The 24,485-nt window shown below is 72.2% G+C and carries 23 protein-coding genes and 1 tRNA gene; 10 read left to right on the top strand and 14 right to left on the bottom strand.

Translation table 11 applies throughout. The features are described 5' to 3' along the window. The first annotated feature begins 219 nt into the window (after positions 1-219). Complete coding sequence (locus ACZ7OY_RS16450) at positions 220-1,884, top strand: penicillin-binding transpeptidase domain-containing protein (RefSeq protein ID WP_471912001.1); 1,665 nt, start codon at positions 220-222, stop codon at positions 1,882-1,884. 76 nt (positions 1,885-1,960) lie between these two features. Here the strand turns inward: ACZ7OY_RS16450 and ACZ7OY_RS16445 are convergent, their stop codons facing one another. Next, on the bottom strand, positions 1,961-2,314 hold the full coding sequence (locus ACZ7OY_RS16445) for an SsgA family sporulation/cell division regulator (RefSeq protein ID WP_471912000.1): 354 nt from the start codon (positions 2,312-2,314) through the stop codon (positions 1,961-1,963). Between the two features lie 173 nt (positions 2,315-2,487). On the opposite strand from ACZ7OY_RS16445, the gene ACZ7OY_RS16440 reads away from it, so the two are divergent. From ACZ7OY_RS16440 to ACZ7OY_RS16415, 6 genes are all read left to right on the top strand, one after another. Beyond that, positions 2,488-3,540 (top strand): energy-coupling factor ABC transporter permease, encoded by a 1,053-nt coding sequence (locus ACZ7OY_RS16440; RefSeq protein WP_471911999.1) that lies wholly within the window; start codon positions 2,488-2,490, stop codon positions 3,538-3,540. 1 nt (position 3,541) lies between these two features. Beyond that, positions 3,542-4,303, top strand: coding sequence for a cobalt ECF transporter T component CbiQ (gene cbiQ, locus ACZ7OY_RS16435; RefSeq protein WP_471911998.1), 762 nt, complete (start codon positions 3,542-3,544; stop codon positions 4,301-4,303). Next, on the top strand, positions 4,291-5,049 hold the full coding sequence (locus ACZ7OY_RS16430; protein WP_384730302.1) for an energy-coupling factor ABC transporter ATP-binding protein: 759 nt from the start codon (positions 4,291-4,293) through the stop codon (positions 5,047-5,049). The genes cbiQ and ACZ7OY_RS16430 overlap by 13 nt, the downstream gene beginning before the upstream one ends. A gap of 98 nt (positions 5,050-5,147) precedes the next feature. After that, positions 5,148-5,612: a MarR family winged helix-turn-helix transcriptional regulator gene (locus ACZ7OY_RS16425; protein WP_471912104.1), complete on the top strand. Its 465-nt coding sequence runs from the start codon at positions 5,148-5,150 to the stop codon at positions 5,610-5,612. A gap of 180 nt (positions 5,613-5,792) precedes the next feature. Beyond that, positions 5,793-6,197 carry an organic hydroperoxide resistance protein gene (locus ACZ7OY_RS16420; RefSeq protein WP_471912103.1) on the top strand — a complete coding sequence of 135 codons (405 nt, stop codon included), beginning with the start codon at positions 5,793-5,795 and terminating at the stop codon, positions 6,195-6,197. Between the two features lie 104 nt (positions 6,198-6,301). Continuing rightward, on the top strand, positions 6,302-7,465 hold the full coding sequence (locus tag ACZ7OY_RS16415) for a serine hydrolase domain-containing protein (RefSeq protein ID WP_471911997.1): 1,164 nt from the start codon (positions 6,302-6,304) through the stop codon (positions 7,463-7,465). 101 nt (positions 7,466-7,566) lie between these two features. On the opposite strand, the gene ACZ7OY_RS16410 is transcribed toward ACZ7OY_RS16415, so the two are convergent. From ACZ7OY_RS16410 to ACZ7OY_RS16390, 5 genes are all read right to left on the bottom strand, one after another. Next, positions 7,567-7,842: a DUF1876 domain-containing protein gene (locus ACZ7OY_RS16410; protein ID WP_471911996.1), complete on the bottom strand. Its 276-nt coding sequence runs from the start codon at positions 7,840-7,842 to the stop codon at positions 7,567-7,569. Between the two features lie 126 nt (positions 7,843-7,968). Further along, positions 7,969-8,814, bottom strand: coding sequence for an EamA family transporter (locus ACZ7OY_RS16405; RefSeq protein ID WP_471911995.1), 846 nt, complete (start codon positions 8,812-8,814; stop codon positions 7,969-7,971). Continuing rightward, complete coding sequence (locus ACZ7OY_RS16400) at positions 8,811-9,326, bottom strand: YbaK/EbsC family protein (protein ID WP_471911994.1); 516 nt, start codon at positions 9,324-9,326, stop codon at positions 8,811-8,813. The genes ACZ7OY_RS16405 and ACZ7OY_RS16400 overlap by 4 nt, the downstream gene beginning before the upstream one ends. Before the next feature lie 157 nt (positions 9,327-9,483). Next, a complete protein-coding gene (locus tag ACZ7OY_RS16395; protein WP_471911993.1) occupies positions 9,484-11,715 on the bottom strand; it encodes an MMPL family transporter in 2,232 nt (743 codons plus the stop codon). A 99-nt stretch (positions 11,716-11,814) separates the two neighbouring features. Beyond that, positions 11,815-12,414 (bottom strand): TetR/AcrR family transcriptional regulator, encoded by a 600-nt coding sequence (locus ACZ7OY_RS16390; RefSeq protein ID WP_471911992.1) that lies wholly within the window; start codon positions 12,412-12,414, stop codon positions 11,815-11,817. Positions 12,415-12,656: 242 nt separating this feature from the next. Here ACZ7OY_RS16390 and ACZ7OY_RS16385 point away from each other — a divergent pair, with 242 nt between their 5' ends. Next, positions 12,657-15,896: a S41 family peptidase gene (locus ACZ7OY_RS16385; RefSeq protein WP_471911991.1), complete on the top strand. Its 3,240-nt coding sequence runs from the start codon at positions 12,657-12,659 to the stop codon at positions 15,894-15,896. A 134-nt stretch (positions 15,897-16,030) separates the two neighbouring features. On the opposite strand, the gene ACZ7OY_RS16380 is transcribed toward ACZ7OY_RS16385, so the two are convergent. The 4 genes from ACZ7OY_RS16380 to ACZ7OY_RS16365 all read right to left on the bottom strand — a co-directional run bounded on the left by ACZ7OY_RS16380 (position 16,031) and on the right by ACZ7OY_RS16365 (position 19,777). Beyond that, the gene (locus ACZ7OY_RS16380; protein WP_471911990.1) at positions 16,031-16,216 is read right to left on the bottom strand and encodes a hypothetical protein; all 186 of its coding nucleotides are present in this window, start codon (positions 16,214-16,216) and stop codon (positions 16,031-16,033) included. Between the two features lie 86 nt (positions 16,217-16,302). Continuing rightward, a complete protein-coding gene (locus ACZ7OY_RS16375; protein WP_471911989.1) occupies positions 16,303-17,187 on the bottom strand; it encodes an SDR family oxidoreductase in 885 nt (294 codons plus the stop codon). Continuing rightward, on the bottom strand, positions 17,184-18,041 hold the full coding sequence (locus ACZ7OY_RS16370; protein WP_471912102.1) for an alpha/beta fold hydrolase: 858 nt from the start codon (positions 18,039-18,041) through the stop codon (positions 17,184-17,186). Before ACZ7OY_RS16370 ends, ACZ7OY_RS16375 begins: the two co-directional genes overlap by 4 nt. Before the next feature lie 116 nt (positions 18,042-18,157). After that, positions 18,158-19,777 (bottom strand): flavin-containing monooxygenase, encoded by a 1,620-nt coding sequence (locus ACZ7OY_RS16365; protein WP_471911988.1) that lies wholly within the window; start codon positions 19,775-19,777, stop codon positions 18,158-18,160. A gap of 189 nt (positions 19,778-19,966) precedes the next feature. On the opposite strand from ACZ7OY_RS16365, the gene ACZ7OY_RS16360 reads away from it, so the two are divergent. Then, a complete protein-coding gene (locus ACZ7OY_RS16360; protein ID WP_384730331.1) occupies positions 19,967-20,587 on the top strand; it encodes a MerR family transcriptional regulator in 621 nt (206 codons plus the stop codon). 17 nt (positions 20,588-20,604) lie between these two features. Here ACZ7OY_RS16360 and ACZ7OY_RS16355 read toward each other — a convergent pair whose 3' ends face one another. Continuing rightward, positions 20,605-21,408: an exodeoxyribonuclease III gene (locus ACZ7OY_RS16355; RefSeq protein WP_471911987.1), complete on the bottom strand. Its 804-nt coding sequence runs from the start codon at positions 21,406-21,408 to the stop codon at positions 20,605-20,607. Positions 21,409-21,475: 67 nt separating this feature from the next. Here ACZ7OY_RS16355 and ACZ7OY_RS16350 point away from each other — a divergent pair, with 67 nt between their 5' ends. Further along, positions 21,476-21,952 carry a GNAT family N-acetyltransferase gene (locus ACZ7OY_RS16350; protein WP_471911986.1) on the top strand — a complete coding sequence of 159 codons (477 nt, stop codon included), beginning with the start codon at positions 21,476-21,478 and terminating at the stop codon, positions 21,950-21,952. Positions 21,953-22,146: 194 nt separating this feature from the next. Here the strand turns inward: ACZ7OY_RS16350 and ACZ7OY_RS16345 are convergent. The 3 genes from ACZ7OY_RS16345 to ACZ7OY_RS16335 all read right to left on the bottom strand — a co-directional run bounded on the left by ACZ7OY_RS16345 (position 22,147) and on the right by ACZ7OY_RS16335 (position 24,476). Beyond that, a tRNA-Ala gene (locus ACZ7OY_RS16345) sits at positions 22,147-22,220 on the bottom strand. Positions 22,221-22,349: 129 nt separating this feature from the next. Next, positions 22,350-23,669: a divisome protein SepX/GlpR gene (gene sepX, locus ACZ7OY_RS16340; RefSeq protein ID WP_471911985.1), complete on the bottom strand. Its 1,320-nt coding sequence runs from the start codon at positions 23,667-23,669 to the stop codon at positions 22,350-22,352. 171 nt (positions 23,670-23,840) lie between these two features. After that, positions 23,841-24,476, bottom strand: coding sequence for a GNAT family N-acetyltransferase (locus ACZ7OY_RS16335; protein WP_351612011.1), 636 nt, complete (start codon positions 24,474-24,476; stop codon positions 23,841-23,843). Positions 24,477-24,485 lie beyond the last annotated feature (9 nt).

Raw genomic sequence — 24,485 nt, 5'->3', positions numbered from 1 at the left:
CGGACCGCGGAGCCGGGCCCGCGCGGCCGTGCGGCGCCCCCACGGCCCGGGGCCCGCGCCGCCGGTGCACACAGCCCCCACGGCCGATGTGAAGCCGCTCGTAAGGGTGGCTCACGTCACCCGCACAGGACGGGACTCTAGGCTGGTCGCGTCGTTGGGTGTGTGAGGGCAATGTGAACGGCGGGGCGAGGGGCCCTGGGAAACGCGGAGGGCAGGGCTGTGGGCAAGCGGAGACGGGTCGCCGAGCAACGGCGGCGCACGAGACCTGCGATGGTCGGCGGGATCGTCGCCGTCGTGGTGGCGGGCGCCGGGCTCGGGGTGTACGCGCTGTACGGCGGGGCCTCGGCCGAGAGCGGGTCGACGGCCTCCGACAAGCCGAAGGTCAAGACCGGCCCGCTGTCGGCGACCGAGGTCACCACGACGGCCGCGCGGTTCCTGACGGCCTGGCAGAAGGGCACTCCCGCCCTGGCCGCGGCGGCCACGGACGACTCCGCGGCCGCGGCCGCCCTGCTGACCGGCTACACCAAGGACGCCCATGTCACCGGCGTCACCCTCACCGCGGGCGCCCGCGTCGGCGACAAGGTGCCGTTCTCGGTGAAGGGCACGGTGACGTACAAGGGCGTCAGCAAGCCGCTCGCGTACGACAGCGCGCTCACGGTCGTGCGCCGGGCCTCGGACGGCAAGCCGCTGGTCGGCTGGCACGCCTCCGTCGTCCACCCCGACCTCCAGGACGGCGACACGCTCGTCACCGACGACTCCGACACCCCGCCGGTTACGGCCCTGGACCGGAACGGCGGGGAGATCACCACCGCCAAGTACCCGTCGCTGGGCCCGGTGCTGGACGGGCTGCGCGAGAAGTACGGCAAGATCGCGGGCGGCAAGGCGGGCATCGAGCTGCGGGTGATGCGCGGGAAGGCCTCGAAGGCCGGCAAGGCCTCCGACAAGACCCTGCTGGAGCTGAGCCAGGGCACCCCGGGCACGGTGAAGACGACGCTGAGCCCGACCCTCCAGGCGGCGGCCGAACAGCAGGTCACCAAGCAGGCGCGGGCGTCGGTGGTCCTCATGCGTCCGTCCACGGGCGAGATCCTCGCGGTGGCCAACACCAGCCACACCTTCAACACGGCGTTCCAGGGCTCCCTCGCGCCCGGCTCCACGATGAAGGTCATCACCTCCTCGCTGCTGATCGAGAAGAACCTCGCGTCGGCGGACAAGAAGCACCCCTGCCCCAAGACCTTCGACTACGGCGGCTGGAAGTTCCACAACGACGACGACTTCGAGATCAAGGACGGCACGTTCAAGGCGAGCTTCGCGCGCTCCTGCAACACGGCCTTCATCAGCCAGGCGGGCAAGCTCTCGGACTCCGACCTGACCAAGCAGGCCCAGCAGGTCTTCGGGCTGTCGATGAACAACTGGGCGATCGGTGTGCCCACCTTCGACGGCGAGGTGCCGCCGCAGAGCAGGGCGCAGAAGGCGGCGGAGCTGATCGGCCAGGGCGGGGTGCGGATGAACCCGCTGAACATGGCGTCGGTGGCCGCGACGGTCAAGTCGGGCACCTTCCGCCAGCCCTACCTGGTCTCCGCGAAGACGGACGGCCGCACGCTGGCCACCGCCACCCGCACCCTGTCCGGCGCGACGCTGGCGCAGCTGCGCGAACTCATGCAGTACACGGCCGCCTACGGCACCGCCGCGGAGGCGATGTCGGGGCTCGGTCCGGACTACGGCGCCAAGACGGGCTCGGCGGAGGTGGACAACCAGGAGAAGCCGAACGGCTGGTTCACGGCGTACCGCGGGGACCTCGCGGCCGCCGGTGTCGTCCAGGCGGGCGGGCACGGCGGTGACACTGCGGGCCCGATCGTGGCGGCCCTGCTGCGGATGGGCGGCTGAGCCTCCACCGGGACAGCCGTCCTGGTGGCGGCGGGCCGCGCAGACGGCCGCCGGGCCGCGCAGTCGCCGGCCGTCGTCAGTTCGACAGGGGCACGGTCGCGGCCCTGTACGTGCGGCGCAGGAACCGGATCAGGGTCTTCGTGTCGAACTGCACCACCGAGACCCCCTGCGCCGAGTGGAACTCGACGACGGTCTGGACCCGGCCGCACGGCCACACCCGTACGTCCCCCGAGCCCGCCGGGGCGCGCAGCCCCTGCTCCAGCAGGGACCGGGAGAACGTCCACTCGGGCCGGTCGGGGAGAGCGATGCGCACGGCCCGGGGATCGGCGTCCGGGTCGTAGCGCAGACGCACGGGGACCGCCTCGGGCTCCGCCCGGTCGTTCTCGTCGGTGACGATGTGGGCTCGCGCGAACTGCTCGACTACAGACATCGACGACCCTTCACCATGCGTGACCGCTGCGAAATCTACTCCTCCACCTCCCCTCTAATGTCCCATATTTCACAGAATATGCCTTTTGAGACAGGCATCCCGTTCAAGCGATGCACGATGCACGAGCATCTCGCTCTTGCAACTCGTTCGCATTAAGCCACTATCATCGAACGGTGCATGTGCCTGACGGATTCATCAACGCCCCCACCTCCGCCGTGACCGGAGTCGTCGCCGCGGGAGCCATCGCCGTGAGCCTGCGCGGCGCCCGCCGCGAGCTCGACGAGCGCACGGCCCCGCTGGCCGGACTCGTGGCCGCGTTCATCTTCGCCGTGCAGATGCTGAACTTCCCGGTCGCGGCCGGGACCAGCGGACATCTGCTGGGCGGCGCGCTGGCCGCGATACTCGTGGGCCCCTTCACCGGGGTCCTGTGCGTGTCCATGGTCCTGCTGATGCAGGGCATCCTCTTCGCCGACGGCGGCCTGACCGCGCTCGGCGTGAACATCACCGACATGGCGATCGTGACGACGGTGGTCGCCTACGCCGTCTTCCGCGGCCTGCTGCGGGTGCTGCCGCGCAAGCGGCGGTCGGTGACGGTCGCCTCCTTCGTCGCCGCCCTGCTCTCCGTCCCGGCCGCCGCCGTGGCGTTCACGCTGATGTACGCGATCGGCGGCACCACGGACGTGGCCGTCGGCAAGGTCGCCACCGCCATGGTCGGCGTGCATGTGCTGATCGGCATCGGCGAGGCCGTGATCACCGCGCTGACCGTCGGCGCCGTGATCGCCGTACGTCCGGACCTCGTCCACGGCGCACGCGGTCTGGAGCAGCGGCTGAAGCTGCGCGTGAACGGCGACCTGGTCGACGTCCCCGCCGCCGCGCCCGCCCCGGTGGCCGCCCGCACCTCCCGGCGCACGCTGTGGATCACCGGTCTCGTCACCTCCCTCGTGCTGGCCGGGTTCGTCAGCTTCTACGCCTCGGCCAGCCCCGACGGCCTGGAGAAGGTCGCCCACGACCAGGGCATCGACCGCAAGACCGAGCGGCACGCCTCCGACGGCTCCCCGCTGGCCGGCTACGGCGTCAAGGACGTCGGCGACGCGCGTCTGTCCGGCGGTCTCGCGGGCGTGATCGGCGTCGGTGTCACCGTCGTCGCGGGCAGCGCGGTGTTCTGGACGGTACGCCGACGCCGTACGGCCGACGCGTCGCCCGCCTCCGTGTCCGCGGGCGCCTGAGATGGGGGCGGGACACGCACACCGGCTCTACCGGCACGGCCACTCCGCCGTGCACGCGCTGCCGCCGCACACCAAGCTGGCCGCCGCGTTCGCCTTCGTGGTGGTCGTGGTGTCGACCCCGCGGGAGGCGATGTGGGCGTTCGGCCTGTACGCCGCCCTGCTGGCCCTGGTCGCGTACGCCGCACGGGTGCCGGCCGGTTTCCTGCTGAAGCGGCTGCTGATCGAGGTGCCGTTCGTCGCGTTCGCCGTGCTCATGCCGTTCGTGGCGGAGGGGGAGCGGGTGGACGTGCTGGGCCTGTCGCTGAGCGTCTCCGGTCTGTGGGGCGCCTGGAACGTGCTCGCCAAGGGCACCCTCGGCGTCGCCGCCTCCGTCCTGCTGGCCTCCACCACCGAACTGCGCGAACTCCTGCTCGGCCTGCAACGCCTGAAGCTGCCGCCCCTGCTGGTGCAGATCGCCTCCTTCATGATCCGGTACGGCGACGTCATCACCGACGAGATGCGGCGGATGCGCATCGCACGGGAGTCGCGCGGCTTCCAGGCGAAGGGCGTACGGCACTGGCCGGTGCTCGCGAAGTCCGCGGGCGCGCTGTTCATCCGCTCCTACGAACGGGGCGAGCGGGTGCACCTGGCCATGGTCAGCCGGGGGTACGCCGGCGCGATGCCGGTCATCGACGAGGTGACCGCCTCCCGGGCGCAGTGGTCGTACGCCCTCACCCTCCCCTTCGCCGCCCTCGTCGTATGTCTGCTGGGATGGACGCTGTGACACCTTCACTGGACGTGGCCGGACTGGCCTTCGCGTACCCCGACGGCCACCAGGCCCTGTTCGGCGTGGACTTCTCCATCGCGCGCGGCGAACGGGTCGCGCTGCTCGGGCCGAACGGCGCGGGCAAGACGACCCTCGTGCTGCACCTCAACGGCATCCTGACCGGCGGCGCGGGCACGGTGACGGTCGCGGGGCTGCCGGTCGGCCGGAAGCACATGGCCGAGATCCGCCGCCGGGTGGGCATCGTCTTCCAGGACCCCGACGACCAGCTCTTCATGCCGACCGTCCGGGAGGACGTGGCCTTCGGTCCCGCGGCGGCCGGTCTGCGGGGACCGGAGCTGGAGCGGCGGGTGGACCGCGCGCTGGAGCAGGTCGGCATGGCGGGGTTCAAGGACCGCCCGCCGCACCACCTCTCCTTCGGACAGCGCCGCCGGGTGGCCGTGGCGACCGTGCTGGCGATGGAGCCGGAGATCCTGGTCCTGGACGAGCCCTCGTCGAACCTGGATCCCGCCTCCCGGCGCGAACTCGCCGACATCCTGCGGTCGTTGGACGTGACCGTGCTGATGGTCACGCACGACCTGCCGTACGCGCTGGAGCTGTGCCCGCGGGCGCTGATCCTGAGCGAGGGCGTGATCGCGGCCGACGGGCGCACGGGCGAACTGCTCTCGGACGACGCACTCATGCGCTCCCATCGCCTGGAACTTCCCTTCGGCTTCGACCCCCGCTCGGTGACAATGGGCGCGTGACGCACCAAGAGGACGCCGGGCCGGACTCCGCGGCGGACACCGGGCCGCAGGCCGCACCGGGCGCGGAGCCGGTCCCCGGACCCGGCACCGGGCCGGACATCGAGCCGCCGCTGCCGGACGCCGAGCCGCCGCTGCTGGACGACCAGTTGTGCTTCGCGCTGTACGCGGCCCAGCGCGCGGTGACGGCCGCCTACCGCCCGCTTCTCGACGAGCTCGGTCTCACCTATCCGCAGTACCTGGTGCTGCTGGTGCTCTGGGAGCGGGGCGAGATCACCGTCAAGGAGCTGACCGAGGCGCTGCGGCTCGACTACGGCACGGTCTCGCCGCTGCTGAAGCGGCTGGAGTCGGCCGGCCTCGTGCATCGGGAGCGCTCGCCGCACGACGAACGCTCGGTGTTCGTCGCCGTCACCGGGCGCGGGGAGGCGCTCAGGGAGCGTGCGGCACGACTGCCCGGCGCGCTGCTCACGGCGACGGGGCTCGACTCGGCGGCGGTGCTGAGGCTGCGCGAGGAGCTGTGGGAGCTGACCGGACGGGCGCACGACGCGGCCGGACGACTCCGCTGAACCGTCACCCGCAAGCGTTACCCACGGTAACTCCCCCCGTCCCCCACCCCGCCCATACCGGCCGGTACCTTGTGCACGATGTACCTGTAGCTTCCGTGCCGCCTGCCGTTTGTGCAACGCCCTGGGGGAGGTCCCGCCGTGATCGAAGGTGCCACCGTCGACACCCGCCCGACAAAGATCATGTACGTCGCCGAGGCCACCGCGCACGGCGGCCGCAACGGCTATGTCACCAGTCAGGACGGCCAGATCGACCTGAAGGTCGCGATGCCCCCGGCGCTGGGCGGCGACGGCGACGGCACCAATCCGGAGCAGTTGTTCGCGGCCGGCTACAGCTCCTGCTTCCACAACGCGCTGATCCTCGTCGGCAACCGCGCGGGCTACGACCTGACCGGCTCCACGGTCGCCGCGAAGGTCGGCATCGGCCCCAACACGACCCACGGCTACGGCCTCGCGGTCGCCCTGAGCGTGTCCCTGCCGGTCCTGGACGCGGAGATCGCCGCGAAGCTCGTGGACGCGGCCCACCAGGTCTGCCCCTACTCCAACGCCACCCGCGGCAACATCGAGGTGTCGATCGTCCTGGGCTGAGCCGTACCGCCCGCCGTCCGGCCGGGGCCACCCCGTGGAATCGAAGGCCGGACGGATGTGTTGCACTGACTGTCGTAAGTCGGTGCAGGGAAGGGACCCCGGACGTGAATGTGCACGGCACAGTAGCCGAGGGCTTCGAGCCGGTCAGGGAAGCGTTCGTACGCAACTTCGAGGTGCTCGGGGACCGGGGCGCGGCGGTGGCCGTCTACCGGGACGGGCACCGGGTCGTGGACCTGTGGGGCGGCACCCGGGACGTCGACGGCTCGGCGCCCTGGGAGCGGGACACCGCCCAGATAGTGCGCTCGGCCACCAAGGGCGTGGCCGCCGCCGCGCTCCTGCTGCTGCACCAGCGCGGTGAACTGGACCTTCAGGCTCCGGTCGGCACCTACTGGCCCGAGTACAAGGCGGCGGGCAAGGAACGGACCCGCGTCGCGGACGTGCTGGCGCACCGCGCGGGCGTGCCGGTGCTGGACCGGCCGCTGAGCCCCGCCGAGGCCGCCGATCCCGACCTCGGGGCAGCGGCGGTCGCCGCGCAGGCGCCGGTCTGGGAGCCGGGCACGGCGCACGGCTACCACGCACAGACCTACAGCTGGCTGACCGGCGAACTGGTCCGGCGGATCACGGGCCTGCCGGTCGGCGAGTGGATCGCGGCCGAGATCGCCGGACCGGCCGGAGCCGACTTCCGGCTCGGGATCGCCCCGGCGCAGGCCGGCCGGGCGGGCCGGGTCGGGCAGATCGAGCCCCCGGCGGGCGCGGGCGCCCTGCGGGTCCGGCCCACGCGGGCCGTCGCCGACGCCTACGCCGACCCCGAGTCCCTGACCCGCCGCGCCTTCGCCGCGATCACGCCCCTGCCGGACGAGAACGACCCGGCGTACCGGGCGGCGGCGCTGCCCGCCTCCAACGGCATCGCGACGGCCGACGGACTGGCCCGCTTCTACGCCTCCCTGATCGGCGAAGTCGACGGCGGGACGCGGCTGTTCACCCCGCAGACGATGGAGCTGGCCCGGGGCGAGCAGGCCGCGGGCGCCGACCGTGTCCTGGTCGTCGGCACCCGCTTCGGTCTGGGCTACATGCTGCACGGCGCGGCCTCGCCGCTGCTGTCCCCCACCTCCTTCGGCCACCCCGGCCGCGGCGGCGCGCTCGGCTTCGCCGACCCCGAGTCGGGTCTCGCCTTCGGCTATGTGACGAACGGGTTCAGGACGAGCGTGACGGCCGACCCCCGGGCGCAGGCCCTGGTGCGGGCGGTACGCGAGGCACTGCCGCACTGAGCGACGACGCCCGGGACGGGGCGGCCGGGACGGGACGGCCGGGACGCCGCCCCCGGCCGCGGACGCCCTGACCGCGGACAGGCCCTAGACGTGGACAGAACCTAGACGTGGATCGCGTGCGAGATCCGCCCGGACTCGGCGTCGATCTCCCCGTGCGCCTTGTCCAGCAGTTGCATGGCGATCTCGTTCAGCGCACGGGCGGCCGCCACCTCCTCCCCGACTCTCGGCTGATTGGAGTCGGAGTGGTGACGGCTGGCGTGACCGTGCCCGCGTACCTCGCTGCCGTCGGGCAGGCGCACCAGCGCGACCGCGCGCGTGTGCTGGTCGTCCTCCAGGAACTCCATCTCGACATGCCATCCCACTGCGGTGTGCATCATGACGATCACCTCCACGAACACCTGCTTCCAGAGTGCCCCTCCGCACGCACCACCGCACCCACGGAAACCCCACGAACCCCCGTCTCCCCGGCCGGGACGCCCGCCCCCGCCGGGCCCGGACAGGCCCTAACCTGCGTGCAGCATCAGCCCGATGCCCACCACCAGCAGTCCGGCCGCCGCGATCCGCGGTGCCCCGAAACGCTCCTTGAAGAACAGGGCGCCGATGCCCGCGCCGACGATGATCGACGATTCGCGCAGCGCCGCGACCGGTGCCAGGTCGGCCTTCGTCTGCGCCCACAGCACCAGCGCGTACGCCGCCACGGACAGGGCCGCGCCGAGCAGCCCGACCGCGGCGAAGGGGCGCAGGACGGAAGGCAGTTCCCGGCCCCGGCGGCAGAGGGCGTACAGCGGGACGGCCGCGCCCTGGACGGCCATCAGCCACGCGATGTAACCCAGGGACGAGCCAGAGGCGCGTACCCCCAGACCGTCGACGACCGTGTACCCGGCGATGGTCAGACCGGTCGCCAGCGCGGCGCCGATCGCCGCCCAGGGGGGACGGCGCCCGCGCAGCCCCCACAGCGCGACCCCGGTGAGGCCCGCGCAGGACACCAGGACGCCCGCGGCCGCCCAGCCGTCCGGCACCTCGTGCGCGAAGGCGGCGGCGAGCACGGTGACCACGAGCGGCGCGCTGCCCCGGGCGATCGGATAGGCCTGGCCGAAGTCGCCCAGCCGGAACGAGGTCATCAGCAGCGCGACGTACGCGACGTGGATGGCGGCGGACGCCAGGAGGTACGGCCAGGCCCGTGCCTGCGGGAACGCCGTGAACGGCGTCACCGCCAGCCCGATCAGCAGGCCGCCGCCCATGATCAGCGTGAACCCGGCCAGTTTGTCGGTGATCCGGTGCGCGATCGCGTTCCAGGAGGCGTGCGTGACCGCGGCCAGCAGGACGGCCGCGGTCACCAGCGGGGTCACTGAGCGGGCTCGCGCACGTCCACGAGATTGGCGCCGGCGTGGGCGATCAGGGTCTGCGGCGCCATCGGGAAGACGCTGTACGGGGTGCCCGCGGCGGCCCAGACGACGTCGTGGGCGAGCAGGGAGCGGTCGGCGAGCACGCGGGTCGCCGTGCGGTGCCCGAAGGGCGGTACGCCTCCGATGGCGTACCCGGTCGTCTCGCGCACCACGTCGGCCCTGGCCCGGGTCACCTTCTCGGCCCCGAGTTCCTTGCGCACGAGTTCCAGGTCCACCCGGGAGGCGCCGTCCATGAGCACCAGCACCGGCACCCCGTCCGCGGCGAAGATCAGGGACTTGCAGATCTGGCTCAGTTCGCAGCCGATCGCGGCGGCCGCCTCGCCGGCGGTGCGGGTGGCGTCCGGGAAGCGTCGTACCCGCCCTTGCAGTTCGGCGAGTCCCATCTCCCGCAGGGCCTCGGCGAACCGGGGGTGTGCTGCGGAGTCTTCTGCGGCAGTGCCGTCGGTCGTCGTCATGCACGGCACGCTAGCGGTACGTGTACCGAGCAGGCGAACGGGTTCCGCGGGCCGGCCGCGCGCCGGAGCGGCGGGAGCCGCCCGACGCGCGAGGCCGGTGAGGGCGCCCCGTCCCCACGGAGCCCTCACCGGCCGGTCCTTCGGCGCGGCCGAGACGTCAGACGCGGGCCGGCTCGCGGTGCGCGTCCGGTTCCGTGTCACCGGAACCGGTGGCGCGGCCGAGGCCCTCGCCCTCCACGTCCATGTTCGGCAGGGCGCGGTCCAGCCACCTCGGCAGCCACCAGGCCTTGCGGCCGAGCAGGGCGAGCACCGCCGGGACGATGGCCATCCGGACGACGAACGCGTCGAAGAAGACCGCGATCGCGAGGCCGAAGCCGATCATCTTGATCATCGACTCGCTGGAGCCGATGAAGCCGGAGAAGACGGCGATCATGATGACGGCGGCGGCCGTGACCACCCGTGCGCCGTGCCGGAAGCCGGTGACGACGGCCTGGCTCGGCTTCTCGCCGTGCACGTACGCCTCGCGCATCCGGGTCACGAGGAACACCTCGTAGTCCATGGCCAGTCCGAAGACCACGCCCACCATGAAGATCGGCATCATCGACATGATCGGGCCGGTCTGCTCGACGCCCAGCAGGCCGGACAGCCAACCCCACTGGAAGACCGCGACCACGGCGCCCAGCGCCGCCATCACGCTCAGCAGGAAGCCGAGCGCCGCCTTCAGCGGGACCAGGATCGAGCGGAACACCATGATCAGCAGGAGGAAGGCGAGACCAACCACCAGCACCAGGTACGGGACCAGGGCGTCGTTCAGCTTCTGCGAGAAGTCGATGTTCATCGCCGTCGAACCGGTGACCAGCACCGTCGCGTCGGTGTCGCCCTTGATCTCGGCGCCCGCGTCACGGATGCCGTGCACCAGGTCCTCGGTGGTGACCGAGGACGGCTTGGAGTCCGGGATCACGGTGATCGTCGCGGTGTCGCCGGCCTTGTTGTACGTCGCCGGGGTGACCGTGACGACGTCCTTGAGGCCCTTGATCTCGTCGCTGACCCGGGAGACGGCCGCCTTCGGGGAGTCGCTGGCCTCCGCGTCGACGACGACCATCAGCGGTCCGTTGAAGCCGGGCCCGAAGCCCTCCGACAGCAGGTCGTAGGCGCGGCGCTGGGTCGTCGACACCGGCTGCGAGCCGTCGTCGCCGAGGCCCAGTTCGAGGGAGGCCGCCGGGACGGCCGCCGCGCCGAGGCCGAGCACGCCCAGCAGCAGCACGGCCATCGGCCGCCGTACGACGAAGCTCGCCCAGCGGGCGCCCATGTTGGGCCGGCCGGGACGCGCGGCCGCCTTGCGTGCGGCCCGGGCGCCGCCCAGCAGCCGGCTCTTCATCCCGGCGGGCTGCACCTTGCGTCCGGCGTAGCCGAGCAGCGCGGGGATCAGGGTCAGCGCGATCAGGACCGCGATGGCGACCGTGCCGGCCGCGGCGACGCCCATCTTGGTGAGCATCGGGATGTTGACGACCGACAGGCCGACCAGCGCGATGACCACCGTCAGGCCCGCGAAGACCACCGCGGAGCCCGCCGTGCCGACGGCCCGTCCGGCCGCCTCCTCGCGTTCGCGGCCCTCGGCCAGCTCGGCCCGGTAGCGGGAGACGATGAACAGCGCGTAGTCGATGCCGACCGCGAGGCCGATCATCATCGCGAGGGTGGAGGTGGTCGTGCCCAGGTCGAGCACGTTCGCCAGGGCCGTGATCGTCGAGACGCCGATGCCGACGCCGATCAGGGCGGTCAGCAGGGGCAGTCCGGCCGCGATCAGCGAGCCGAAGGTGATGACCAGGACCACCGCGGCGATCGCGATGCCGATGACCTCCGTGGAGCCGGTCTCGGGCGTCGCGGTCAGCGCGTCACCGCCGATCTCGACGGTCAGCCCGGAGTCCCGCGCGTCCTGCGCCGCCTCGTTCAGGGCGTCCTTGGACGCGTCCTTCAGCTCCATGCCGGAGACGTCGTACTTCACGGACGCGTAGGCGATCGTGCCGTCCTTGCTGACCGCGTGGGTCTTGAACGGGTCGGCGACGGAGGTGACCTCGGAGCCGTCGGACAGCTCCTTCACCGTCGAGCGGACGACGGCCTTGTTGGCGGCGTCCGTCATCTTCTCGCCGTCCGGCGCCTTGAAGACGACCCGCGCGGTGGCGCCGTCGGCGCTCATCCCGGGGAAGCGCTGTTCCAGCAGGTCGAAGGCCTTCTGCGCCTCGGTGCCTGGAATGGAGAACGAGGTGCTGCCGGCCGCGGGCGCGTTGGCCGCGCCGACACCGGCGAGGGTCAGCAGCGCCACCCAGATCAGGGCGACGAAATGCCGTCGCCGGAAGGCGAAACGGCCGAGTTTGTACAGGAAAGTGGCCACGAGGGCGAACTCCCGGTCAGTCGTGGGGTATTCAGGGCAGGGGTGATCAGCCCGACGACGTGAGCGGTTACGTCAGGTGGGGGCTAGCGTGGGGAGGGGTCAGCCGGTGGGGACGCCGAGGGCGGGGAGGACCACGGCGTCGATGTACGAGATGAGGAAGTCCTGCGTGGGCGGCTGGTCGTCGATCACGGCCCGGGTGGCGAACGCTCCGATGAGCATGTGCACCACGTACTCCAGCGCGGGACAGTCGGCGCGGACCTCACCGCGGTCGACGGCCCGGCGCAGCAGCACCCGGAACTCTTCCATCTCCGGCTCCACCAGCAGTTCCCGGAAGGCCCGCAGCAGATCGGGGTTGGTGTGCACCGCCATGAACAGGCCCCGCATCAGCGCGGAGTTCTGTTCCATGGCGCAGTCGTCCTCGCGCGAGGCGATGGCGTGGAAGTCGCCCCGCAGGGATCCGGTGTCGATGTCGCCCGCGCGGCCCGGCTTGTTGTGCCGGATCGCCCTGGCGACGAGTTCCGGCTTGCCGCCCCACTGGCGGTAGAGCGTCGCCTTGCTGGACCGGGTGCGGGCGGCCACGGCATCCATGGTGAGGGCGTCGTAGCCGACTTCCCGGAGCAGGTCGAGCACGGCCCCGTACAACTCGGCCTCGCGCTCGGGCGTGATCCGACTGCGCCGCGCGGTTGCGACCTCGGTCATGCCACTCACCACTTCCGCTCCGGCGTGCGCTTCGGACGACCTGCTTCGAACGACATTCTTCCGTACGCGATTCCGTACCTGTTCCGTACATCGTCGTCGTACGTCGTTGTCGTACAGGACGAATGTAGCGCAGCCTCTGTGCGAAACGAAACCGTTTCGTACGTGTGCTGGGTCACCCCCGGACGACACGCACCCTTTTTTCACGAGTTGCCCGGGGCCATTCGGCGGAAAAGCATGGGGAGGTGAGCTATCTGCGTCTGCCCCATCTCAACGAAGACCTGCTGTGCTTCGTCGCCGAGGACGACCTCTGGCTGACCTCGCTCGACGGGCCCGGCCGCGCCTGGCGTCTCACCGTCGACCGCACCAAGGTCGGCCACCCCCGCTTCTCCCCCGACGGCCGCGACATCGCGTACACGACCTGGCGCAGTCTCGTCCCCGAGATCCACCTCGCGCCGGTGGACGGCGGGCCCGGCCGAAGACTCACCTACTGGGGCAGCGCCGACACCCAGGTCTGCGGCTGGACCCCGGACGGCGACATCCTCGCCGTCGCCTCCCACGGCCAGCCCTTCCCCTACTTCACCTGGGCCTACAAAGTGCCCACCGACGGCGACCCCGGCGGCCGGCTGCCCTGGGGCCCGGTCTCCGACATTCAGGTCGCCGACCTCGACGGGGACCGCAAGACCCTCCTGCTGACCGGCACCCCGCCGCACGAACCGGCCGTCTGGAAGCGCTACCGCGGCGGGGCCATGGGCCGCCTGTGGCTGCACGGGAAACAACTGGTCCCCGACATCGGCGGCCACCTCCAGTCCCCGGTGTTCGCCGACGGACGGATCGCGTTCCTCTCCGACCACGAGGGCATCGGCAACCTGTACTCGTGCGCCTACGACGGCTCCGACCTGCGCCGCCACACCGACCATGACGCCTTCTACGCCCGCAACGCCTCCAGCGACGGCACCCGCGTGGTGTACCAGTGCGCGGGCGACCTGTGGATCGTCGACGACCTGAGCCCGCGCTCCGTCCCGCGCAAGCTGGACATCCGGCTGGGCGGACCGCGGGCCGGCCGCCGCCCCTACCAGGTGCCCGCCGCCCAGCACGTGGACGGCATCTCCGTGGACGAGACCGGGCGGGCCGGCGCCGTCGTGGTGCGCGGCAGCCTGTACTGGCTGACCCACCGGGACGGCCCCGCCCGCACCATCACCGACACCCCGGGCGTACGGGTGCGGCTGCCGGAGATGCTCGGCTCCGGCGGACAGGTCGCGTACGTGACGGACGCGGAGGGCGAGGACGCCGTCGAGATCGCCTACCTGCCCCGGGCCACCGGCGACCGCCCGCCCCGGCGTCTGGCCTCCGGCGAACTGGGCCGGGTCCTGGAACTGGTCTCCGATCCGGAGGGCGAGCGCATCGCCATCGCCGCACACGACGGACGACTGCTGCTGATCGACGCCACCGAGGAGTCCAACGGAGAGGTGACCGAGCTGATCCGGTCCGTCAACGGGCCGGTGCGCGACCTCGCCTTCTCCCCCGACGGCGCCTGGCTGACCTGGTCGCACCCGGGCATCGGGCGGTCCCTGCGGCAGATCAAGATGGCCCGGATCGCCCACAACGGCGGGACCGGCCTCGTCGTCGACGTCACCAACGGCCGCTTCGAGGACGAGAACCCGGTGTTCACCCGGGACGGGCGGTACCTGGCCTTCCTGTCCTGGCGCGGCTTCGACCCGGTGTACGACGTGCACACCGGCGACCTGTCCTTCCCGCTGGGCTGCCGCCCCTACCTGGTGCCGCTGTCGTCGGCGACCCCCTCCCCGTTCGCCCTGACCCCGGAGGGCCGCCCGGCGGCCGGCGGGCTGGACCCGATGGAGGACGAGGGCGGCGACGGCGCCGTGACCGTGGAGGTCGAGGGGCTGGAGAGCCGGGTGACCCCGTTCCCGGTGACCGCCTCCAAGTACTCGGCGCTGTATCCGGTCGCGGGCGGCGGCCTGGTCTGGCTGCGCTGGCCGATCTCGGGCGCGCTGGGCGAGACCTTCGCCAACCCCGACGACACCAGCGGGCGGCCCACCCTGGAGCACTTCAACATCACCAAGGCGAAGAAGTCCGAACTCGTCGGCCACCTGGACTGGTTCGCGGTGAGCGGGGACGGGACCCGGCTGGTCGTGGTCGACGAGGGTGAACTGCGGGCCGTGCCGTCCGGCGAGGCCGGCGACAGCGACAGCACCGTCTGGATCGACCTGCGGCGCATCCTGCACGAGGTCGACCCGCCCGCCGAGTGGCGCCAGGCCTACGACGAGGCCGGCCGGATCATCCGCGCCTACTTCTGGGACCCGGGGATGTGCGGCATCGACTGGGACGGGGTGCTGGAGCAGTACCGGCCGCTGATCGAACGGGTCGCCTCCCCGGACGAGTTCGCCGATCTGCTGCGCGAGGTGCTGGGCGAACTCGGCACCTCGCACGCCTACGTCACCCCCTCGCGCCGCAACGAGGGCCCGCCGCACTACCAGCGCCGGCAGGGCCTGCTGGGCGCCAACCTGGTGTGCCGGGACGGCGGCTGGATGGTCAAACGGATCCTGCCCGGCGACTCCTCCGACTCCAAGGCCCGCTCCCCGCTGGCCGGCACCGGCATCCGCGAGGGAGCCGTCCTCACCCATGTGGACGGGCGGCCGGTGGACCCGGTGACCGGCCCGTACCCGCTGCTGGCGGGCGCGGGCGGCACGACGGTGGAGCTGACGTTCACCCCGGCGGAGGGCGAGGCCGGCCGCGCCCGGCGGGTGGCCGTGGTGCCGCTCACCGACGACCGGCCGCTGCGCTACCAGGACTGGGTGGCCAAGCGCCGCGAGGTCGTACGCGAACTGGGCGCCGGCCACTGCGGCTATCTGCACATCCCCGACATGGGCGGCTCCGGCTGGGCCCAGTTCAACCGGGACCTGCGTATGGAGGTGTCCCGGCCCGCGCTCATCGTGGACGTACGCGGCAACGCCGGCGGCCACATCAGCGAACTGGTCGTGGAGAAACTCACCCGCCGCATCCTCGGCTGGGACCTGACCCGCGACGCCCAGCCGGTGTCGTACGCCTCCAACGCCCCCAGGGGACCGGTGGTCGCCCTCGCCGACGAGGCCACGTCCTCCGACGGCGACATGATCACGGCCGCCTTCAAACTGCTCAACCTCGGCCCGGTGGTCGGCCAGCGCACCTGGGGCGGGGTGGTCGGCATGACCGGACGCCACCAGCTGGGCGACGGCACGGTGATCACCGTGCCGATGAACGCCGCCTGGTTCGACGACTACGGCTGGTCCATCGAGAACCACGGTGTGCTGCCCGACCTGGAGGTGCTGCGCACCCCGCTGGACTGGGCGGAGGGACGGCACGCCCAGCTGGACGACGCCGTGCAACTCGCCCTGGACCTGCTGGAGACGAACCCGCCCGCGACCCCGCCGGACCGCAGCCGGGTACCGGACCGGTCCCGGCCGAAGCTGCCGCCCCGCGGCTGAGACGCGCTGCCGCCGCGGAGCCGGGACACGGACAAGGAGCCGTGGCCGCGGCGGAGTCGAGGACGTGAGGAAGGGGTGCCCCTCGTCAGGGGCACCCCTTGCTCATTCAGCTTGGTTCAGCGAGGAGATCCGCTTCAGGCGTCGTAGTCCTGGTTGAAGCGGTCCTCCTGCTCACGGGTGCTGCGCTCCGTGTCACCACGCTGCGGCTCACGGCCCCGCTGTTGCGACTGCTGGGCGCGCTGCTTGGCCTCGTCGGCCTTCTGCTTGCCCTTGTGCTGCACCTGCTGAGCCTGGTCCTGGAACTTGTCCTTCATACCCATGTGGGTTCACTCCCGTGTTGGGGGGGGGAAGGCCCTTGATCGGGCCTCGACCAGATTCACACGGCCGGACACGGAGCGCATGTCGATCAGTCACGGTGCGTAGCGCGGGCCTGTTCGTCGGCCGCCCCACCCGCTCCCACCAGGCCCGATCGCATCCCCTGCAACCTGGGCGCGAACCGGCGCATCTCCCGCTGCCCGACGCTCCCGATGAGCCCCGGCAGATATCCGCGCACCCCCTGCATCCCGCGCAGCCACCACTGCCCGTACACGTGAGCCGACCGCCGTTCGATGCCGGCCACCAGCCGGTCCACCGCGGGACCAAGCGGGTAGGTCTTGTTCGACGGCCACGGCAGCCGCTGCCGCAGCTCGCGCATCACCTCGTCCTGGTCGGCCCCGCGCACCATGTCCGTGTCGGTCCAGGACAGATACCCCACCCCGACCCGGACACCCTGGTGGCCGACCTCGGCACGCAGACTGTGCGCGTACGCCTCCACCCCCGACTTGGACGCGCAGTACGCGGTCATCATCGGGGCGGGCGTGATGGCGGCCAGGGAGGCGATCTGGAGCAGATAGCCGCGGCTTGCCACCAGCGCCGGGAGGAAGGCGCGGGCGGTCACCGCCGAGCCGATCAGGTTGACCTCGATCACCCGCCGCCAGGCCACCGGGTCGGAGTCGGCGAACGGCCCGCCGGCGGCGACCCCGGCGTTGGCGACGACGATGTCGACCTTCCCGAACCGCTCCACGGCCTCCCGCGCGACCCGCGCCATGGCCTCGTCGTCGGTCACGTCGGCGCACCAGTGGGCGCTGTCGCCGTGCAGCCGCTCCGAGACCTGCTTGAGGGCGTCCGGCTCCAGCCCCACCAGCGCCACCTTGGCGCCGCGCGCGGACAGCTTGCGCGCGAGCTGCTCCCCCACGCCGCGCGCGGCTCCCGTGACGACCGCGACCTGCCCCTCGAGACCGACCCTGCTCATGCGCCCTCCTTGACCTGTACGTACGTGGAGACGAGTGCCCGGATCCGCCCGGTGACCAGCTCGGGCGCCTCGACCGGCGTCATATGGCCGAGGCCGGGGAGTTCGGTGAGGCCGACGCAGTGCGGCAGCGCGGCGGCCAGCGAGCGGGCGTGCACCGGCGGGGTCAGCCGGTCGGCGGTGCCCACGACGACCTCCGTCGGCACCGACAGCTCCGTCACCCCGTGGTCGAGATCGAGCCGGTCGAGCACCTCCGACCAGGCGTGTCTGACCCGGCGCGGGCACGCGTGCACGATCCGGGCGCAGGCGTCGACCAGGTGCGGCGCCGAACCGGCGCCCATCGTGGCGTACTTGAGGATCCGCCGGGCGACGGGAGTGACCGGCCCGAGCGGTGCCCTCGACCCGAGGATGTGCCGGGTCAGCCAGGTCCGCAGCCCGCCGGCCCGGATCGGTACGACGGTCGACTCGGCGACCAGCCGTGAACTGCCGGTGCTGCACAGCAGGACGGCCGCCGTGTGCGCGCGGAACACCGGGCGGGCGGCGGCGGCCAGGACCGTCATGCCGCCCATGGAGTGCCCGGCGACCACCGCCCTCTCGCCGGGTGCGAGGGTCGCCGCCAGTACGGCTTCCAGGTCGTCGGCGAGCGCGTCGGTGCCGTAGGTCCGGCCCGCGGGACTGCGGCCGTGGCCGCGCTGGTCGTAGGCGATCACCCGGTGGTCGACCGCCAGTTCCCGCACCTGGGCGGCCCAGAACGCGGTGGAACAGGTCCAGCCGTGGGCGAGGACGACGGCCGGGGCGCCCTCGGGGCCGTGCACCTCGACATGGAGTTCGGCGCCGTCGGCGGAGACGGCGGTCAGCTCGCGGGCGGGGACGGGCGGGACGTAGGTGTCCGGGGCGTGGGTGTCCGGGGCGTGGGTGTCCCCGGCGTGGGTGTCCCCGGCGTGGGTGTCCCGGGCGGCGGGGACGCGACGGCTCACGCGCTCGCCTCCGACTTCCGGGTGCGGCCGGACCGCACGGACTGCCCCGTGGGCTCGGCGGATCCGGCGGGCTCGGAGGCTTCGGCGGGCTCGGAGGCTTCGGCCCGTACGGACTGCCGGCCGGCCGGGGGCGGGTCGGCCGGGGCGCGCAGCACCTCGTACTCCGCGAGGTCCACCCGCCGGGTCTCGCGTCGGAACTCGCTCGTCGTGCCCGGCCAGATGGTGGTGTTGCGCCCGCTCGCGTCCAGGTACCAGCTGGTGCAGCCCCCGGTGTTCCACACCGTGCGCTTCATCCGGTCCTGCACCCGGCGGTTCCAGGCGTTCACCGCGCTCGGCCGGGCGACGAGGGCCGCGCGCCCGCCGAGCACGTCCAACTGCCGTACGTAGTCGGCCAGGTAGTTCAGCTGGGACTCGATCATGAGGATCATGGAGGAGTTGCCCAGGCCGGTGTTGGGCCCGATGATCGTCATCCAGTTGGGGAAGCCGGCCGCCGAGGCGCCGCGCAGCGACTGCATACCGCCCTTCCACGACTCGGCGAGCGTCCGCCCGTCGGCCCCGACCACCCGCTCGGCGATGGGCATGTCGGTGACGTGGAAGCCGGTGCCGAAGACGATCACGTCGGCCTCGGTCTCGGTGCCGTCGACGGCGACCAGGGTGGAGCCGCGGACCTCGCGCAGCCCGCTCGCCACCACGTCCACGTTGGGCCGGGCGAGGGCCGGGTAGTACTCGCTGGACAGCAGGATCCGCTTGCAGCCGATCCGGTAGTCGGGGGTCAGCTTGGCCCGCAGGGCCGGGTCCTTGATCGCGCGGGTCATGTTGCGCCGGGCCAGCCGCTCGACGAAACCGAGTTCGTCCGGGTGCTTGGTGAACGCCTGGACCTGCAACTCCCTTATGCCCCAGAGCAGTCCGCGGCGCAGCCGCGAGGTGAGCGGCACGGCCCGGTGCAGCGCCCGCTCGGCCCCGGTGATCGCGCGGTCGACGCGGGGCATGACCCACGCCGGGGTGCGCTGGAACAGGGTGAGCCGGGCGACCTCGGGCTGGACGGCGGGCACGATCTGGATCGCGGACGCCCCGGTGCCCACCATCGCGACCCGCTTGCCGCGCAGTTCCTGGCCGTGGTCCCAGCGGGCCGAGTGGAAGACCGCGCCGGGGAAGGAGTCCAGCCCCGGGATGTCCGGGATCCTCGGCTCGGACAGCGGCCCGGTGGCGGAGACGACGACATCGGCGCGCAGCCGCCCGCTCGTGGTCTCGATCTCCCAGTACAACCCCTGCGGGTCCCAGGTCATCATCGTCACTTCGGAGTCGAAGCGGATGTGGGGCCGCAGGTGGAAGAGGTCCGTCACGTGCTCCAGGTAGGCACGGATGTGCTCCTGCCCGGAGAAGGTGCGCGGCCAGTCGGGGTTGGGCGCGAAGGAGAACGAGTACAGGTGGGACGGCACGTCGCAGGCGCAGCCGGGATAGCTGTTGTCCCGCCAGGTGCCGCCGACGCTGTCGGCCCGCTCCAGGACGACGAAGTCGGTGATCCCCTCGCGTCGCAGCCGCACGGCCGCCCCGAGCCCGCCGAACCCGGACCCGATCACCGCCACCCGTACATGCTCGTGCTCGTGCTCGGCCATCCCTGAGCCTCCACGCATCGCCTCGGACTACGCCAGTGAACACTGGCGCAATGGGGAGAGTAGAGCAGTGGCGTACCGATGGGTAGGGGGCGCGGGAAGGACGTCGGGACCATCCGCCCGCCCCCGGCCGGAGCCGGCACGGCATAGGCTTCCGGCGTGGCAGAAGACGGCGCACGACGCGAGTACCGCATGGAGGAGCTGGCCAGGCTGGCCGGCATCACCGTCCGCACCCTGCGCTTCTACCGCGAACGCAAGCTCATCCCGCCGCCCCGCCGCGAGGGCCGCATCGCCTGGTACGACGACCATCACCTGGCCCGGCTGCGCACCATCTCCGCACTGCTGGACCGCGGCCACACCCTGAACGGCATCGCCGAACTCGCGGAGGCCTTCGACAACGGCCGTGACGTCGGCGAACTGCTCGGCCTCGACGCCCCCACCGAGGAGGAGCCGGTCCGCCTCACCCCCGAGGAACTCGCCGCCCGCTTCGAGGGCGAGGTCACCCCGGAGAACCTCGCCGCCGCGATGGACCTCGGCTACCTCGGCACCGACGGCGACGAGATCGTCCACATCAGCAGCCGCCTGCTGGACGTCTCCTCGGCCCTGGTCCGCGAGGGCATCCCGCTCGCGGAGGTCCTGGCCGCGGGCAAACAGGTCCGCGAACACGCGGACGCCCTCGCGGAGATCTTCCGGTCCCTGGTCCTGCGCCACGCCCCCGAAGAAGACCTCCAGCGCCTGCGCCCCCTGGCCCGCAGCGTGGTCGAGGCGGAACTCTCCCTGGCCCTGGACCGCCGCCTGCGCAAGCAGGACTGAGCCCTGCCGGACAGGCTCTAGAAGTTGTAGACCACGGTCACCGGCGCGTGGTCCGACCACCGCTCGGCGTGTGTGGCGGCCCGCTCGACGTATCCCTTGACGGCCTTCGCCGCGAGCCCGGGCGTCGTGATCTGGTAGTCGATGCGCCATCCTGAATCGTTATCGAAGGCCCGCCCCCGGTACGACCACCACGAGTACGGGCCCTCCGTGTCCGGGTGCAGTTCGCGTACGACGTCGACGTAGCCGCCGTCGGCCGGGTCGAGGACGTTGCCGAGCCACTCCCGCTCCTCCGGCAGGAAGCCGGAGTTCTTGGCGTTGGCCCGCCAGTTCTTCAGGTCGGCCTGCCGGTGGGCGATGTTCCAGTCGCCGCAGACGACGACCTCGCGTCCGTCGGCGGCGGCGCGGGCGCGCAGGTCCTTCAGATAGGGCAGGAACTCGTCCATGAACCGGACCTTCTCGTCCTGCCGCTCCGTGCCGACCTCGCCGGAGGGCAGATAGAGCGAGCCGACCGTGACGCCCGGCAGGTCCGCCTCGACATAGCGCCCGCTGCCGTCGAACTCGGCCGATCCGAAGCCGATCCGGACCGCGTCGGGCTCGCGCCGGGTGTAGAGGGAGACGCCCGCGCGCCCCTTGGCCGCGGCCGGAGCGTGCACCACGTGCCAGCCCTCCGGGGCGCGCACCTCCTCGGGCAGCTGCTGCGGCTCGGCGCGCACCTCCTGGAGGCAGAGCACCTCGGCGGAGGTCTCCGCCAGCCACGGGACGAAGCCCTTCTTGGCGGCGGCCCGCAGTCCATTCACATTCACCGTGGTCACTGTCAGCACCAGGGCACGATACCGGCACACTGGACGGAGCCCCGATTCGATTGCGCATACACATACAGTGAGCAACATGAACATACGTCCCGTCCCGTTCGATCACCCCGACGCCGTCAGGCTCAACGACGAGGTCCAGGCCGAGTACCACGTGCGCTACGGCGACGGCGGCGACGCCACCGTGCTGGCCGCCTCGGACTTCGATCCGCCGAACGGCGTGTACCTGATCGCGTACGACGCGACCGACCGGCCCCTCGCCACCGGCGGCTGGCGCGTCCAGGACAAGAACCTCGAGGGCAACGAGGACGGCGACGCCGAGCTCAAGCGCATGTACGTCGTCGCGGACGCCCGCGGCCGCGGGCTCGCCCGCCGGATGCTGGCCGCCCTGGAGGAGGACGCCCGCGCGGCCGGCCGGGTCCGCATGGTGCTGGAGACCGGCGTCAAGCAGCCCGAGGCCATCGCCCTCTACACCTCCAGCGGCTACGAGCCGTGCGTCAAGTTCGGCCACTACCGCCACCACGAGTCGAGCCGCTGCTACGCCAAGGCCCTGTGACCGGCGGCGGGTGTGCCGGGTCACATCCGTACGACACCTTCGTAGAACACCTCTGTACGACGCGCCGAAGCCTCGACCGGGAGACCCGGTCGAGGCTTCGGACCGCGTGGGAGACCCGGTGGCCGGACCGACGCGTACAGCTTGGTGAAATAGCCAAAGCCCCGGTCGGTTTCCCGACCGGGGCTTTGATTGCGTGGACCTGAGGGGATTCGAACCCCTGGCCCCCTCGATGCGAACGAGGTGCGCTACCGGACTGCGCCACAGGCCCTTGCAACGAGTGAAACTCTAGCATCCCGATCGCCGTGCTTGGAAATCCGTTCCCGGGCCCCGGGCGAGCTGCCGATCGGGGGCGACGTCGCAGGTGGGACGGGGAGCACCCCCGTCCCGCCGCGAGGCGTCACTCGTTGGCCGCCCGGGGGCGCCCGCCTTCGTCGTACTGGTCGAACAGCGGCGTACGTCCGCGTTCGCGCGAGCGGCGGGCGGAGGCCGCCCGGCGGGCGTCGCTCCGGCCGCCCGCGCCGTCGCGCTCGTCCGTCTGCCCGGCGTCGTCCGCGTCGGCACCCGGCGCGGCACCGTCGCCCGCCGCCCCGGCCCCCTCGGCCGTCCCGGCCTCGGGCTCCGGCTCCCGGGCGACGGAGCTGGACCGCGCGGAGCTCCATGCGTCCGGCCCGCCGAGATCCACGTCGGAGGTGGCTCGGGGGGCGACCGGCGCGGTCACGTACGTCGGCAACGGCACCGGCACCGGGTCCCAGCTCTCGCCCGGGCCCGGCCGCCGCTGGCGCTCCCGCTGCTGGTCGACCCACTCCGCGTGGTCGGTCTGCTCGACGAGCGCGCGCCGGTCGGCGGCGAGCGCCGCCGAGAGGGCGGAGTCGGTCTCCGGGTCGTACGCCTCCTCGGACTCTCCGGCGTCCGGCTCGGCCCGCGAACCGGTCTCGACCGCCGCACGCCGACGGGGCTGGCGGCTGCGCTCCCGCAGCCGCTGGGCCGCGACCTCGGCGCGGCGCCGGTCCATCTGGAAGGCGAACCGCCGGCGCTCCTGGGTACGGAGGTAGGCGATGTAGGCGCTCAGCAGCACGGCGGGCACGGCGGGCGCCCAGAGGAACGTCAGTCCTCCGACGGCCGCGACGATCGCGCCGAGCGTGAAGGCGACGAAGAGCAGGACGGTCGTACGCCTGCGGCGCGCCAGTGCCTTCGAGCGCTTGGCGCGGGCGGCGGCGGCCGCCTGCGCCGAGGCGGCGCGCCGGTCGTCGGGTACGCGGGTGCGCTTCGGGGCCCCGTGGGGTTCGGGGGCCGGCGCGCCGTGCCGGTCGTGCGCCGGTTCCTGCGCCGCTTCGCGCACCGGCTCGCGTCCGGGTTCGTGCGCCCCTTCACGCGTCGGTTCGCGTGCCGGTTCCGGGTGCTCCGGTGCCTGGGCCGGTACCACCGCCTGTGCCCGCGGGCGGGTCGGGGGCATGGCGAAGGCCCGGACGTCCACCGAATCGGTGACGGCGTCCGGGACGCCGGCGTCGGACTCCCCCTCCTCGGCGGAGCGCGCCTGCAGGTCCTTGGCGTATCGGCGCTCCATACCCGCCCTTCCGGACAGCAGCCGGATGGCGGTGCTGAAGCGTTCCGTCGGACGGGCCTCGTTCAGCTCGTCCTGCCTACGGAGCCACATCGGCACCAAGTAGGCGGCCCAGGCCCCGACAATGACTGCGTAGATGAGGCCGCTGCTGCTCACGTCTCACACGGTAGAGGGGTTTACGTGAGGCCATCCGCCAATTGAGCCGGTGTGTCGCACGATCTGGCTGATATTTCGAGCTTTTTTTGCGACCGATGCGATCAGCAGGCCGTCGCAGGCGCGAATTTAATGCCCGAGACGGTCACTCCCCGATCAATTTCGAACATTTATTCAATTACCGGGGCCGTGCGGGATTCCCTGGTCCCGGGGCACGCTCTGGGGCCGGGTGCGCCGCCAGCGACTCAGCAGCCCCTCCGGCACCTCCTCCGCCGTGAGGGCGAAGACGAGATGGTCCCGCCACGCCCCGTCGATGTGGAGATAACGGGGCCGCAGCCCCTCCTCGCGGAATCCGAGTTTCTCCACGACCCGGCGGCTCGGCCTGTTCTCGGGCCGAATGCAGACCTCGACCCGGTGCAGTCCGACCGTGCGGAAACAGTGGTCCACGACGAGCGCGACCGCCGTCGGCATCACCCCGCGCCCGGCCACGGACTGGTCCACCCAGTAGCCGACATGGCCCGAGCACATCGAGCCCCAGGTGATGCCCGCCACCGTCAGCTGCCCGACCAGGCGGCCCTGGTACTCGATGACGAACGGCAGCATCCGGCCCGCCCTCGCCTCCGCGCGCAGATGCCGGACCATCTGACGGTAGGTCGGCCGGTGCGTGATCGGCCCGCTGGGCGTGGGCGGCGGGATGGTCGCCTCCCAGGGGCGCAGCCAGTCACGGTTGCGCCGGTTGACCTCACGCCACGTCCGCTGGTCGCGCAGCTTTATCGGCCGCAGGACGACATCGCCGTCCACCAGCTCCACCGGCCAGGA

The sequence above is a fragment of the Streptomyces sp. NPDC107559 genome (genome assembly GCF_055657365.1).
Note: the sequence above shows the minus strand (reverse complement) of the source record. Positions and strands in the feature narration are given on the sequence as shown.